A 14,790-nucleotide genomic window follows, 5' to 3' on the forward strand; every position below is an offset into this window, starting at 1 on the left:
GTTGTAGGGGAGGCCTACCTTGCCACCCTACCGGAGGCGTCACCGCCCATCAACTTTTCCACTTCTGCAACGGTAACCAAGTTGGCATCGCCCTTTATGGTGTGTTTTAAACAGGAAGCGGCCACGGCAAAATCCAATGCATTTTGGTCATCTTCGGGGTATTTTAAGAGGCCGTAAATCAATCCGCCCATAAAAGAATCGCCTCCACCAACGCGGTCCACAATATGCGTGATTTGGTATTGCCGGGTCTCATACATTTTTTTGCCGTCCCATAACACTCCCGCCCAGGTATTGTGCGATGCGGATATGGAGCCTCTCAGTGTGGTGATCACTTTTTTGGCCTTCGGAAAACGCTCCATCATTTGTTTACAGACCGATAAAAAGGCCTCTGCCTTTACGTTGGCACCGTCCTTGTGCACATCCAATCCGGCGGGGTGTATGCCAAAGTGTTTCTCGGCATCTTCTTCATTGCCCAAAACGATATCACAATAGGCGGTAAGGCCAGACATGATTTCCTCACGTTTGGCATCGTCGCAGTATTTCCAGAGTTTTGCCCTATAATTAAGATCGGTGGAAATGGTGATTCCCTTTTCAGAGGCAGCCTTCACCGCTTCAAGACAAACATCTGCGGCACCTTGGGATATGGCAGGGGTAATCCCCGTCCAGTGAAACCATTCCACCCCTTCAAAAACATGGTCCCAATCAATCATTCCAGACTTGATTTCCGCGATGGCCGAATGTGCTCGGTCATACACGACTTTGGAGCCTCTTGATACGGCCCCAGTTTCCAAAAAGTATATTCCGAGACGGTCACCACCAAAAACAATTTTATCCGTGCCAACGCCCCGTTTTCGCATTTCCATTAAAGCACACTGGCCAATATCGTTGTTGGGCAGTCGTGTTACAAAATCTACGGGTACCCCATAATTTGCCAAAGAAACGGCAACGTTGGATTCCCCACCGCCGTACACGACATCAAAACTGTTGGCCTGCGAAAACCGTAAAAAACCTGGAGGTGCTAAGCGGAGCATAATCTCACCAAAAGTGACTACTTTTTTCATTTCTTGAATTGTTTATTGTTTAAAGATGGGTTAGGATTATTTTTGTATGCGAAAATTACTCACTTTTTCCATTCAAAAAGTACAGTTTAGGTACGCCAATTGTCCCATCTTTATAAAAATTTCTCCTTTAATTCTTGTATCTGTTGGTCGTTAATTGGTTTTAAATCACCCAATGAAGCTCCCATCACCAAGGATTTAGCACTAAACTCGGCAACTTCAAGTCGGTCAAACGTCTGTAGCAGCTCATCCCCGGTAATTAAAACGGAATCGTTTTTTATGATCAGCGCGGGTTTGGCTTCCTCAAGTAGTTTTGTATGATTTCCGTTGATAAAATGGTCTCCAAATGGGTAGGCCATCAAATCTTGTAAAAATATCCAGCTTTCCGGTATGGTGCGCACATCCAAATGTGTATCGGTAATGGCAAAAGCCATGAGATAAGGAGATTGCGTCATAATAATAGAGTTTACCTCCGGGTTCCGTTGATAAATCTCATGATGTATGGCGGTGGCCCTACTAGGGTATTTTCCCTTTTCACGTTCACCGTCCCTTATTTGTACAATGTCCTCTAGCTGTATCTCCCATCTGGAAAAATCCCTAGGGGTAATCAAAAAATCATTTTTATCCCACCGGACGGATACTGTTCCGTAGCTGCTGGTCATTAATCCCTGTTGGCATGCCCTTTTTACTATGGTACATATTTCTGCCCGTTTGGCCCGTTCTTTGGAAGGATACATGGCCTTTTGGGATGCTTCTGGCAGTGCTACCACTTGATCGTAAAAGGCCTGAATGTCCTCATCGGATAAATAGTTTGGTGTACCCACCATTTGCCCATATAATAATGCACTTGCACAAAATTCTAAGGTCTCAAACCGTTGGTAGGCATCGTCCATATCCGTGCCACCCAATACGATACCGTGGTTTTCCATGATCACTGCCTTAAAACCCTTTGCAAATTCTGCGGCAATGACATCACCCAACTTGTCGCTTCCGGGCAACTTGTATTTAGCATAGCCAATGGGGCCACAGATATTCTTGGCCTGTGGAATAACGTTCGTATTGGGTATCTGATGTACGATACTGAAAGAGACCAATGCGGGAGGATGTGCATGAATCACTGATTTGATGTCTGGTCTGGTGTCATAAATGGCCTTGTGGAAAGGAAATTCTGAAGAAGGCTTATGTCTTCCTAAAATTGCTCCATTTTCTGCAATACAAACAATATCTGATGTCCTTAAGGTACCCTTGTCTATAGCGGATGGCGTTATCCAAATATTGCCGTCCTCATCTTTTATTGAAATGTTACCACCAGAGGTGGTTGTCATCCCGCGTTTATAGATACGGTCAATAATCTTTATAATTTGTTCTTTTGGATGTAGTAGTTCGTGGATTTTCATGGGGAATTCTATTGGTGTTTACGCTGTAGCCGTTTACTAAATACTAAAAAGAGTACCCCACATAACAGCCATGCCGGTAGGGTTACGAAAGATAGAAAAACATCAAACTGAAGGGAAATAAAGTAAAAAAAGCCAAAGCTTACCGCCCAGGCCAAAAAGACGGCATTATTGAATTTTATGTTTGCTTTTTCCGCATAATTTTTGACGATTCCCGCTTTTTTGTGAAAGAAATGCTCAAAAACGATTACCGCACCAAATGGGGCCAAAATAAATCCATATAAGGCTACAAAGCCCAATAATTTCATGGCAAAGGCAGGAAATAGGCCTGCAATGGTCGCAATGGTCCCCGCAATGATGGTGACCCAAAAGGTGGATACTTTTGGAATTATGGCCTGAAATGCAAGTCCAGCCCTGTAAATAGTTGGGTTTGCAGTTGTCCAGCCCGCCAACACTACCGCAATAATACCAAAAATACCGATGGCATTATTGGCCAAGGGGCCAGGGGCAACCGGTGGTGCCTCCCCGTTGGATAAAAATGCTTGTGCCTCTGGGGATTTTAAATATACCGCATACAATAGTGCTGCGGCAATCCAAGCCATATAATGGCCTACGTACATTCCGGCAGCGGTTGTCCAGCCAGATGTGGCGCTCTTGGCGAACCTAAACACAGACAGATCAGACATACCAATATGCATGGCTGCGTTGGCAAACCATGACCAAATCACCACATGCCAAAACGTAAATTTTATTTGACCCGGAAAGGGTTCCGATCCTTCTCCCCAAATGTTCCAGAAATCTGAAAAACTGCTGACGCCAAGTTGCCCCAAGGCTACCACACCACAGGCCACAAAAGCGAGCACGATGATGGGAGACATCCAGTTTGCGGCCTTGGAAACCGTGTCGTACCCTTTGGAGGCAATCAATGAAATGACCGCTCCTATGATAATAACGATAATGATCCAGGTTGGGCCATTAGGTAGGGTATCGGTAAGCTTGGGCATTTCCATATTAAAGGGAATACCCACAGCCGTGGCGGAAACGGTAATCATGGCCCCAGCTAAAAAGCAGAATAAGATACCGTTGGCCAGGTTGTATCCGGTGACCAAATTTTTACCGCATATTTTTTCTAGCTGATAATAAAGCGTTAGCCTATTGTCCACCGCAATTTTTGCGGTTAAAAAACGCCAGCTTAAAACGGCTAACAGATTTCCCAACAACAAGCCTATGATGAGGTCAAAAGCACTGACCCCGGCCGTGAGGAAAAGTGGCCCGATCATAAATTCCGTGCCTGCGGCATGTTCACCAGCGTACATTCCCAAAAAGCTTTTCCAACTTCTAAGCTTGGATTGGGGCACGGGCTCCCTCTCAAACTCCCCACCTACAATTTCCTCTATTTCCTCTTCAATGTTGTGTTGGCCCATTTTGGTTGGTTTTAGTTTTGTATTAAATGTTTTGGTAAATCCTCCACCCGTTCACAGCAGAGCTGGTCCATTACTTGTTTGAACTGTGTTTTTAGCATGGTAATGGTATGGTCACCACCTTTTTTGCCCAAAGCGCCACAACCATAAAGAAAAGAACGGCCCATAAAGGTGAACTTGGCTCCGGAAGCCATGGTTCGGGCAATATCTGGACCAGAACGTAACCCACTGTCCATCATGACCTCAATTTGGTCGCCATATTTGGCGGCTATTTCGGTAAGGGAATTTATGGTGGATTCTGCCGCATCCAATTGGCGACCGCCATGGTTGGAGACGATAATACCGTCAAAACCCAATCGGATGGCATCTTCGGTGTCTTGTGCAGATGCTATGCCTTTTAAAACAAGTTTCCCCTTCCATTTATCTCGAATGGGTTTAATGCGTTCTTCGTTCAAGCGGCCAGAAAAGGTCTTATCCATAAACTGTCCCAGTTGTTTTAGGTTTAAGCCTTCTGGGGTATAAGGTTTAAGCGTCTCAAAGGTGGGTTGTCCATAGCGTAAAGTCTTTGCGGCCCACGTTGGCTTGCCAAGTATTTGAATAATGTTGGCAACCGACATTTTAGGTGGCAAGGCCAATCCGTTTCTGATATCCCTTGGGCGATAGCCAAATGTAGGGACATCGCACAGCAACACCAAAACAGGGCATTCAGCCGCCGCCGCACGGTTAATAATATCATTTCTTAGTTCGGCTTCCGCCGGATTGTACAATTGAAACCATGCGTTGCCCTCGGTAAGTTCGCTGGCACGCTCAATATCCATGGTGGTCACCGTACTCAAAATAAACGGAATGTTATGCTTAAAGGCAGCTTTTGCCAAAATCTCAGGTGAGTTGGGCCACATTAAACCTTGCAAACCTACCGGTGCTATTCCAAAGGGCGCATCAAATTCCATTCCCAAAACGCTTGTTTTGGTAGAACTTATCCCTTGGTTACGCAGATATCTGGGCTGTAGCTGCACTTTCCTGATTTCCTCGGTATTTCTTGAAATGCTTACATCTTCATTACATCCTCCATCCAAATATTCAAAGGCGAACTTGGGGATTCGCTTTTTGGCTCTGTTCCTTAAATCTTCCATGGAAGGATACTTTGGGTTGAATGCTGCGGCCATATAGGGTTATTTTAGTATGAATGGAACGTGTTTTTTTAACGAGTAGTTTTTACGAAGGAACTTGGAATTTAGTTTGCTATCGGAGATGGCTATGGCAGCTCCCAGGGCAGACCCCAAAGAGGAGTCCGTTGTCCGTAGCTCCATATTTCTCAAATAATGGGATACCAGTTTAATGTATACATCATTGTCGCTAAAGCCACCGTCAATATATAGTTTTTCTATCGTATCCCCAGCAGTGGCTATCTTAATGTGCTCCACCTGTAACAATACCAATTCTATCATCAGCTGGTGGTAGGCATGCTCAAATTTATCGTAGGAATAACGGGTTGTTTTAGGCATGTTGTCAACCGTGATGCTTTCCCAACGAAAGCAATGTTCAAAATCTTTGATAATGGCAAAAAAGATATCGAAATTAAACTTCACCTTTTTGTGGTAATCCTCGGGAACCTTAAAATGCTGGGTCAACTTTTTAACTTGAATCCCGTATTCATTCCCTAAAAAAATGCGGCTTGCCTTCACGGGTTTGCCGTTTATTCTCATGTAATTAATGCAATCTTTTTGGATGTCGTCATCCGTAAGCGCTTTCTCAGAAAACGGGTTAAGTGCGATGCTCCAAGTACCAGTGGAAACAAGGATGAATTTCTGTTTGATGCTTCTGACGTAGGGTAACAAGGCTGCCGAACTGTCGTGGATGCCAACTCCCAGTTTAATCCGTTTCCCGTTATAGTTCATATTCACGCTGGTTTCCGTGGAAACTATGGGCGGCAGTATTTTATGAAGTTGTTCTTGGTACACCCAATTGTGGTAATCCTTTTTACCGTAGTCCCAAAGGGCAGTGTGGCAGCCAATACTGGTATATTCACTTAACGGGATTCCTGTAAATATGTAGCTTAAATATTGGGGTAGGTGCAGGGAGTATTTTATTTTTTTGAACACCTCAGGTTTGTAGTGTTTAAGCCAATAGAGTTGCAGGCCAGAGTTGAGCATGCCGTCATCAGATGATCCGGTGGTTTTGGCAAATTCTTCCTTTGGGCCGTATTTTTCGTAAAATCCTTTGATGAGGTTTTGGTCCAAGGGCTTGGTGTAATTGTACAATGGGGTGAGTACATTTCCATAGTCGTCCAAATGAACAAAACTGGCGCCATAGGTGGAAAAATTAATGGCTTTAATAGTATGTTTTTTTGTCTTTAGAATCCTGTTAAAGACGGTTTTCATCCAATTGGTTAAGGCACGCAGGTCTTCCGTTGGATGCCCGTCCTCATCCGCAATCAAATCAAACTTGGTGTATTCCCTATAAATCTCTTGATAGTCCTCGTCAAAAAGAAAGAATTTCTTGTTGGTTTTGCCAATATCGAATACCGCCGTTGCCTTGTCTCCCATTGCTTTTATTTAAAGACCGGATGCAACGGAGTGTTCCCCTCGTTCTTTGATCAATTGCTTTCGGATGCTCAGGCTGCGATAGGCCTCAATAGGCCTAATGGCCCCGCCTTGGTTTAATCTTGCCTTTTCCAATAAGGGACGTACATCCGTACGGTAGGCTTGTTGTAAAATTTCTTGGCATTTTACCACGTCTTGGGCCTCTTGCGCCACTGCCAATTGGGTTTGATCCACAAGCAGTGCTTTGGCATAAGCTTCCTGAATGGCTTCTAACGACTGAATCAAATCTTCCAGCGGATCCTTGATATTGTGGCTTGCGTCTATCATCCAAGCGGGATATGGGTTTTGTGGATTATTCTCCATACCATACACCAGTGCATTGAAAATCAAAAACAGTGCATAGGGTTTAACACTGCCAACCGTAAGGTCGTCATCACCGTATTTGCTGTCATTAAAGTGAAATCCACCCAATTTTCCCTTCATCATCAGTGTAGAGACAATTTGCTCAATATTGGTGTTGGGCAAATGGTGGCCTAAGTCCACCAAAGTATACGCTTTGTCTCCACAAGCATTGGCCAACATAAATGAGGTGCCCCAATCCTGTATCACCGTACTGTAAAAATTAGGTTCGTACGGTTTGTATTCGATGAAAAGTTTCCAGTCTTCCGGAAGGGCTTTATAAATTGTTTTAAGGCTTTCCTCGGTATGTTGCAAGGCATGCTGAAAGTTGGTTTGTCCTGGAAAATTGGAACCATCTGCCAACCAGACCGTAAGACTTTTAGAACCTAGTTTATCACCAATTTTTATCACTTCAATATTATGGGCAACGGCCTGGTCACGGGACGTCTTATTGGTATTGGATAGGGAGCCGTGTTTATAGCTTGCCCTAGAGTCTTTTTGATCTTGAAACGTGTTGGAATTTACAGCATCAAAAATAATGTCGTGCGATGCTGCCAATTCCTTGATTGTGTTATAATCCTGCGGAACGTCCCACGGAATGTGCAAAGAAACTGCTCCGGCCGTTTGGGTGAGTTTATGTAACATACCCACATCATCAATTTTTTGTTCCAGATTACTGGGTTCTCCCTTAAAACCAAAGCGTCCAAACCTTGTGCCCCCCGCACCGAGCGCCCAACTGGGTATGGCCACTTGAAAGTCCTCTAGTTTTTCAAGCACTTTATCGATATCTTTTCCTTCCGATGAAAGTATTTCGGCTAGGCTATCAAATCTACTTTTGTGTTTGGAATGGGAAGCTTTATTGGCTGCGGCTATCAGGTTGTCGGTCAGTTTCATAAAATGTGTATTTACTCCTTATCGGAGAATCGGATTAGAACATGTTAGGGCAAGTAATTATGGTTAATAACAGCTTATACACTTCATACCGTCAGGAATAAGGGTTGCTGTTTTTTACAGTATTCTTGCTTCTTTCAAATTTGTTGTAAATGCCAAAATTAAAAATAAGCTTCTGTAGGCTTGAAACTACAGAAGCTTAAGAAAATTAACTAAACAACTATCGTACAAATGCGTTGGCCATACCGCCGTCTACATTGATAATATTCCCTGTGGTCTTATCCAGTAGGCCAACACATGCAAACACGCCATTGGCAATATCCTCTGGATAAATTATTTCGTTCAATAGGTTTCTTTTGGCGTAATGGGCCGGTAACTCATCCACCGTGATTCCGTAGGCTTTGGCCCTACCTTCGGCCCAATCTCCTTCCCAAATTTTACTGCCAACAATGACGCCATCTGGGTTCACCACATTGACCCTGATCTTATCCTTGCCCAATTCTGCGGCAAGCAGGCGAGACATATGTTGTTGGGCCGCTTTGGAGGTGCCATATCCAACATTGTTGGGCCCGGAGACCAATCCATTTTTACTGGCAATACTGATAAAATCACCTCCCAATCCTTGGTTGCGCATAATGGCAACCGCTTGTTTGGCGAGTTCAAACTGGCCTTTGACCAAAACGTTTTGCAGTAGGTCCCAATCTTTTTCCGTGGTTTCCTCAATAGGTTTTGAGATTGCAAGCCCCGCACTGTGCACCACAATATCCACCCCTCCAAATTCAAGGCAGGCCTTTTCATAGGCTTTGGCAATGGAGTCGCTATTGGTGACGTCACATACCGCATAACTGGCAACGTCCCTTGCATAGGACGCATTTGCTTCCACCAAACGATCTTCGGCAATATCGGTCAAGACCACATTAGCTCCCTGTTCTGCCAGTTTATCGGCAATGGCCTTACCAATGCCCCCACCAGCTCCGGTCACTAGGGCAACCTTCCTTGACAATGGCTTTTCCTTGGGCATCCGTTGTAATTTGGCCTCTTCCAGAAGCCAGTATTCAATATCAAAAGCTTCTTGGCGCGGCAGCGAGGTATATTCTGTTATCGCCTCCGCACCGCGCATCACATTAATGGCATTAATATAAAATTCACTCGCTACCCTAGTGGTCTGTTTGTTCTTTGCAAAGCTAAACATGCCCACACCTGGATAGATGATGATGACCGGGTTGGGATCCCGCATTGCCGGACTATTGTCTCGCTTACAGGTTTCGTAATAGTCTTTATACTCTTGTCGGTATTGTTCAAAAGCTGGTTTGAGTTTTTCTAAAACCTTGCCGGCATCGGACAGGTCCTCAGAGGTATCCAATGTGAGCACCAGCGGCTGTATTTTGGTGCGGAGAAAGTGGTCTGGGCAAGAAGTGCCCATTGGTGCCAAACGTTCCAAATCGTGACTATTGATGTACTGCATGACCACATCACTATCCGTAAAGTGGCCTATCATCCTGTTTTCGGAGGAGCATAGCCCCCGTAACAACGGCATCAATTGTGCGGCCTTTTGGGAACGCTGTTCCTTAGGTAAACTTTTCACCTTCTGTCCGCCAAAAACGGTACCATTTTCCTTAATTTTTTTATCGATGTAGGCTGAGGCCATTTCAATCACTTCCAGACTGTTCAGATAACAATCGTACGAGGTATCTCCCCAGGTAAAAAGTCCATGGCTACCTAAAACAATACCTCTAATACCAGGATTCTCATCAAGGCACTTCTCTAATTGTAGGCCTAGGTCAAAACCAGGTCGTTGCCATGGTACCCAGCCCATGGTGTCTCCCCAAATTTCCTTGGTCACTTTTTCGCTGTCCTTGGCGGCAGCCACTGCGATCAAAGCATCGGGGTGCAAATGGTCTATATGCTTAAACGGTAACAGTCCGTGCAAGGGCGTATCAATTGACGGTGCCTTACTTTCTAGGTCATAAATACAGTGGTTAAAAAGCCCAACCATACGATCTTCATCGTCAAGTCCTCCATAAACGTTTTTAAGGTTACGCAAACGGTCCGTGTATAAACCAGCAATACCTTTTTTGGTCAAGGTGCCTATGTCCCCACCGGAGCCTTTTATCCACATTACTTCGACATCCTCATTGGTCAAAGGGTCTTTTTCTATGGTCTTGCAACTGGTATTGCCACCTCCGTAGTTGGTTATTCTTAAGTCTGCACCAAGGATATTGGAACGGTACAGGAACAATGCTACTTGATCGTCACCTAATTCCAGCGCTTTTGCTTCATCCCAGAGATAATCAACGTAATTATAGGTTTTAACCGTCATGATTTTTATATTTAATAACTTGTTAACGAAAATAGAATGACAAAAAAAACAAAGCATCCTGTACTATACTGTTAAGCAATTAACTGGGAAAAGGTAGTATTTTTGTATTCTTGTTCTAGTAATTAGCTCTAAATTAAAAACATAACTGATAACACTCCAAAAACATCCTTCATTTGAACGCATTAGACAACATTCAAATAGACAATAGTTCCAGAATTCCAAAGTATAAACAGGTCATGGATTCCATCTTAAGGAACATTAACAATGGTAGTTTATTATTGGGTGAAAAAATACCCTCCATCAATGAGTTGAGCGAGGAACATCTGCTTTCTAGGGATACGGTGGAAAAAGCGTATAGCCTTCTTAAAAAACAACATATTATAGAGTCCGTTAAGGGAAAAGGGTATTATATCGCCAAAACCGATCTGTCCATAAAGGCCAATGTCCTGTTTCTCATCAACAAGCTAAGTACCTATAAAATGAGGATTTTCAATGCCTTTGTCAATAAATTAGGTGCCAATGCCAAGGTAGATTTGGATATTTATCATTGTGAGCCGTTGGTCTTTAGCAAGATTTTGGAAGAGAAAAAAAATATGTACGACCATTATGTAATCATGCCCCATTTTAAAAATGAGCATATGCAGCATATGGGCTGTACGGATGATATTCTTAAGGCAATACTCTCCATACCCAATGGCAAACTCATTGTGCTGGACAGAAATCTAAAAAGTTTGTCGAGGGAAGCAGGCCGTATTTACCAAGATTTTACCGAGGATATTTATAACGCGCTCACCCAGGGTATCCAAAAATTGAGCAAATACGATAAAATTGTATTGGTTTACCCCAATAAAGCGGTCTATCCTTATCCCAAGGGAATCGTTACTGGCTTTAAACGATTTTGCATACAACACAACTGGGATTATGAAGTGTTGGATGAGATTTACGACAGCATGGAACTCCAACCAAAAGATCTGTACATTATTATAGAGGAAAATGATTTGGTGAATTTGGTAAAACAGGTACGGGATAAAAAGTATACGTTGGGGGAGGATATAGGTATAATCTCTTACAATGACACCCCCCTAAAAGAACTCCTGGGCATCACGGTAATGACCACTGATTTTAAAAAAATGGGAGAACAGGCAGCTAGTATGATATTGGATAATCGGCGTTCAGAAATTAAGAATGAATTTAATTTTATTGATCGGCATTCCGTTTGATTCCATAGCTCAATTCCACTTTTTATAAGTTTTACTTTTGTTGCCGTAGTTTTTCATCGTCGGCGTTGGAGCTATAAGAAAGTCTAGATGTTTTTTGCTTAAAAAACAACTTTCCCTTCAGTCTCTTAATATCCTAATTTTTCTTTTGTAAATGGCAGAAAAGCAAACGTTTTATAAAAGCTAAAAATAAAGCCAATTCTAGGGGTTCAGAGCTATTAATTTGTAAAGATGAGTGGGCTTTTTAGGGAGTTTGGATTTTACCTTTGTTAATTTTCACCCATATACTACAGGATGCCCCCGGTTTTTCAAGTTTTTATACTTGTTAAGAATTTGCTAATAAAGCTGCGGTTTATTTGATGTTATCTCAAAAATATTCAGCTGTATTGCTTTTCTGAAAACTATTGAATTGTTAACAAAACTAAACTTGAAATGAAAAAAAAGTGTAACAAACGTTTGCGTACGGCTTTGTTCTCCTTGCTAACCGTTGTGGCCCTTGTATGTGGAGGGTTATCATCGGTTAATGCACAGGTCCAAGCTGTATCTGGAACGGTGACGGATGTTAACGGGGAACCCATACCTGGGGTCAACGTAGTACAAAAAGGAACTTCCAACGGGACATCAACAGATTTCGATGGGAATTATTCCATCAGACTGATTCCCGGCTCCAGGGTCATGGTGTTTTCCTACATTGGTTTTAATACCAAGGAAGTAACCGTTAATGCGGCCAACATCAATGTAGCCTTGGAAGAGGATACCCAAAACCTTGATGAGGTGGTGGTCATTGGATATGCCACCGTGGCAAGGGAAAAAGTCCTTGGAGCGCTATCTAGCGTTAAACAAGAAAAAATTGCACAGGTAACCCCAACCAATGCCTTTGAAGGGGTACAAGGTAGGTTAGCCGGTGTACAAATAGCCACAAACGGTGGTCCCGGGGCAGGATTTGACATTCGGGTACGGGGTACTTCTACCTTTAGTGCGGGTGGTACAGGACCTTTGTACGTAGTAGATGGGCAGCAATTAGATAATATTGATAATATTGACCCCAATGATATTGCGTCTTTAGAAGTACTAAAAGATGGTGCAACAACGGCCATTTACGGTACCAGGGGTGCTAATGGAGTTGTTTTGATCACTACCAAATCAGGGAAGTCTGGTGAGGTAAGTGTGGATGTCAACGTGGTCACGGGTATTAACTCCCTAAACGGCGCTATCCCGGTGGCCAATACAAGACAGCGCTTGTTTTATGAAGATGTTAGGAGAACGGAGGCCCAAAGGCAAAACCCAACGGGAAACGACCGTGATTCCCTAAACCTATTGTTAAGAAACTCCTTTGATCTTCAAGACTTGGTGACAAGGGCCGGTTTTAGAAACCAGGTCAATGTTGCGGTAAGCGCAGGGAGCGATAAGGTAAGAGCGTACTGGAATACTGGTTTTTTAAACGAAGACGGTATTGTGGTCAATAGTAATTTTAGAAGAATCAATACGCGTTTTAAGTTAGATTTTACCCCCACCAAAAAGTTGGCCATAAGTTCAAGCTTTAATGCCTCTTTTGAAGAATTTAGTGGTTTGAGCGAAAATCAGGTGTTTCAACAACTGGTGGAACGGATTGCGTACTTTCCCATCTTTGAGCCCAATGGGGATTTGACACCGGAAATTGCTGGCCGTCAGAACCCTGTGGCAGAGGCTAGGTTAAGGGAATTAAAGTTAAGGACCTGGCGTGGACAGAGCTTTAATTCCATACAGTACAGACTTACCAAAAACTTCTCCATTAAATCTACCTTGGGTATTAACTTTAGGTTGCGGAGAAACAATGATTTTCAGCCGTTGTTGGTATTAAACCCAAGAAATACAAATCCACTTGCGAGCTTTAGGGATCGTATAGATTATGATTTACAGCAAGAAAATTTCGTGAACTACAATAAGGATTTTGGAAAACATAGCGTCTCTTCTTTTGCCGGTATGCAGATTTTAAAAAGGTATCAAGAGGAATTTGGACTTAGCAATATTCCTTTTGTTTCTGAGGATATCAGGACATTTAATAACGCAGACCCAGAAGGCTTGGCCATCAATAACGGACAGACCTTTAATACCCGTAGCAATCTTTTTTCCTTATTTGCGGGCTTTAAATATGATTTTGACAATAGGTACTTAGTAGGCGCAACCATTAGAAGGGATGGGTCCTCACGCTTTGGTGAAGATAATGAGTTTGGTTATTTCCCTTCTGCAGAAATAGGTTGGCGCGTTAGTAACGAATCTTTTTTAAAGGGAAATGCTACTTTAAACAATCTTTTGTTCCGTGCCAGTTATGGGGAGACCGGTAACGATAGGATAGGGGATTTTGAATTTAACTCTGCCTTTAATCCAGGTGCCATTTATGATGGCATTAGCGGTGTGTCGCCAACTAGGCTCGGTAACTCCCTCTTAAGTTGGGAAAGTACCAACGCAACCAACGTTGGTTTTGATTTAGGTATGTTCAGAAACCGATTAACAGTGAATTTTGATGTCTGGAGAAAGGATACCGAAGCATTATTGGCAAACGTCCCCATTCCTGAGGAATCCGGTTTTGTTGGCATAAGGCAAAATGTTGGTGGTGTTCGTAACCAGGGTATAGACCTAACCGTAGGCGGTAATATCATCCAAAGTAAGGATTTTAGTTGGAGCAGTAGCTTTAACGTGAGTTTCCTAGAAAATGAGGTAACGCGTTTGGCTGGTGGTACGCCATTCTTCTCTGGCAACTACATCATAGAGGAGGGAGAATCCATAGGAAATATTTTCGGTTTTAAAAACCTAGGTGTTTTTCAATACGATGAATCCAATGCCTTTACCGATGATGGTATACAGTTAACGCCCAATTTTGATGCAGATGGTACATTTACGAACTACACGTTAAATGGACAGGAATTTACGGGTGATGTTAACCAAATCCGTAATGACGGCCGTGTAGCCGAGGGTGGAGATATTATTTGGGAGGATATTGATGGGGATTTTGTCATTACCAACGATGACCGACAAGTAATCGGTAACGGACTCCCTACAACCTTTGGTGGTGTTTCCAACGATTTTAAATACAAGGATATCAGTTTAAGTTTCTTGTTCAACTTTACGCTGGGCAATGACATTTACAGAAGATGGGATGAACTTAGGAACGATTTAAATTCTGCCAATGAGACCCCTGGACCGGACCGGATAGAAGGTGCTTGGCTAAATCCCGGTGATGTCACTGTTTTTCCAAGACTTAACAGGGTACCACAAAATAGGGATAGGCCCAATAGCTTTTTTGTTACCGATGGTAGTTTTGTAAGGTTGAGCTTTGTAAGGCTAGGATATGATTTGCCAAAATCTGCATTGGATAGATTGGGCTTTATCAAGAAATGTTCTGTTTTTGTCTCCGGTAATAACTTACTTACTTGGACCAATTATGAAGGGTATAATCCTGAACTTGGTACCAGAGGTAATCCTTTGCAACCAGGATTGGACAACTTAAGGTTTCCAAACGATCGTGAAGTAATCTTTGGTATGAATTTGAAATTCTAAAATGACAACA

Annotated in this window: 9 protein-coding genes; 2 read left to right on the forward strand and 7 right to left on the reverse strand. The window is 43.0% G+C overall.

Annotated elements, in window-relative coordinates; genetic code table 11:
- Positions 1-14 precede the first annotated feature (14 nt).
- The 7 genes from I595_RS15445 to I595_RS15475 all read right to left on the reverse strand — a co-directional run bounded on the left by I595_RS15445 (position 15) and on the right by I595_RS15475 (position 10,026).
- Entirely contained in the window at positions 15-1,061 is a 1,047-nt protein-coding gene (locus I595_RS15445) for a sugar kinase (protein ID WP_054560347.1), read from the reverse strand.
- 110 nt (positions 1,062-1,171) lie between these two features.
- Positions 1,172-2,455 (reverse strand): class II aldolase/adducin family protein, encoded by a 1,284-nt coding sequence (locus I595_RS15450; protein WP_054560348.1) that lies wholly within the window; start codon positions 2,453-2,455, stop codon positions 1,172-1,174.
- Between the two features lie 8 nt (positions 2,456-2,463).
- Positions 2,464-3,876, reverse strand: coding sequence for a purine-cytosine permease family protein (locus I595_RS15455; protein ID WP_054560349.1), 1,413 nt, complete (start codon positions 3,874-3,876; stop codon positions 2,464-2,466).
- A gap of 11 nt (positions 3,877-3,887) precedes the next feature.
- Positions 3,888-5,039, reverse strand: a complete 1,152-nt coding sequence (locus I595_RS15460; protein ID WP_054560350.1) for an alpha-hydroxy acid oxidase — start codon at positions 5,037-5,039, stop codon at positions 3,888-3,890.
- Positions 5,040-5,045: 6 nt separating this feature from the next.
- Positions 5,046-6,419 (reverse strand): FGGY-family carbohydrate kinase, encoded by a 1,374-nt coding sequence (locus tag I595_RS15465; RefSeq protein WP_054560351.1) that lies wholly within the window; start codon positions 6,417-6,419, stop codon positions 5,046-5,048.
- Positions 6,420-6,428: 9 nt separating this feature from the next.
- Entirely contained in the window at positions 6,429-7,709 is a 1,281-nt protein-coding gene (locus I595_RS15470) for a sugar isomerase (protein ID WP_054560352.1), read from the reverse strand.
- Between the two features lie 217 nt (positions 7,710-7,926).
- The gene (locus I595_RS15475; protein WP_054560353.1) at positions 7,927-10,026 is read right to left on the reverse strand and encodes a bifunctional rhamnulose-1-phosphate aldolase/short-chain dehydrogenase; all 2,100 of its coding nucleotides are present in this window, start codon (positions 10,024-10,026) and stop codon (positions 7,927-7,929) included.
- Positions 10,027-10,199: 173 nt separating this feature from the next.
- Here I595_RS15475 and I595_RS15480 point away from each other — a divergent pair, with 173 nt between their 5' ends.
- Complete coding sequence (locus I595_RS15480; RefSeq protein WP_262485541.1) at positions 10,200-11,246, forward strand: GntR family transcriptional regulator; 1,047 nt, start codon at positions 10,200-10,202, stop codon at positions 11,244-11,246.
- Between the two features lie 429 nt (positions 11,247-11,675).
- Positions 11,676-14,780: a SusC/RagA family TonB-linked outer membrane protein gene (locus I595_RS15485; RefSeq protein ID WP_054560355.1), complete on the forward strand. Its 3,105-nt coding sequence runs from the start codon at positions 11,676-11,678 to the stop codon at positions 14,778-14,780.
- The last annotated feature ends 10 nt before the right edge of the window (positions 14,781-14,790 follow it).

Origin of the sequence: Croceitalea dokdonensis DOKDO 023 (assembly GCF_001306415.1) — a bacterium.
GTDB classification, from domain to species: Bacteria; Bacteroidota; Bacteroidia; order Flavobacteriales; family Flavobacteriaceae; genus Croceitalea; species Croceitalea dokdonensis.